Annotated in this window: 1 other RNA gene; it reads left to right on the forward strand. The window is 58.9% G+C overall.

Annotation, left to right across the window (positions count from 1 at the left end):
* Positions 1-14 precede the first annotated feature (14 nt).
* Positions 15-291, forward strand: a transfer-messenger RNA (tmRNA) gene (ssrA, locus tag ACO0K4_RS19715).
* Positions 292-299 lie beyond the last annotated feature (8 nt).

A 299-nucleotide genomic window follows, 5' to 3' on the forward strand; every position in this document is an offset into this window, starting at 1 on the left:
CGTGGGGAGCGAAACTGCTAGTGCGTGTCGAGGTGCAAGTCCCTCGTTAAACCATTTGCAAACTCTAGCTGCGAACGACAACAGCTACGCTCTGGCGGCTTAAGCCCCGCCTACTCCATCCTTCTCCGTGCCTGTGCGGGTGGGAATGGGGTCACAATCACAGGATCGCTCTTGCCGCGTGTCGCGGGTAGGTAAGAGCTAAACAGGACGCGGCTGGCTGGCGGTTTTCCCTGCCGATCGGGTAGCCGACAGCGAGATCAATAGACCGGATACACACGTAGCATCGAGTAGCGTTGGGG

Origin of the sequence: Undibacterium sp. RuTC16W (assembly GCF_049339445.1) — a bacterium.
Lineage (GTDB): Bacteria > Pseudomonadota > Gammaproteobacteria > Burkholderiales > Burkholderiaceae_D > Undibacterium.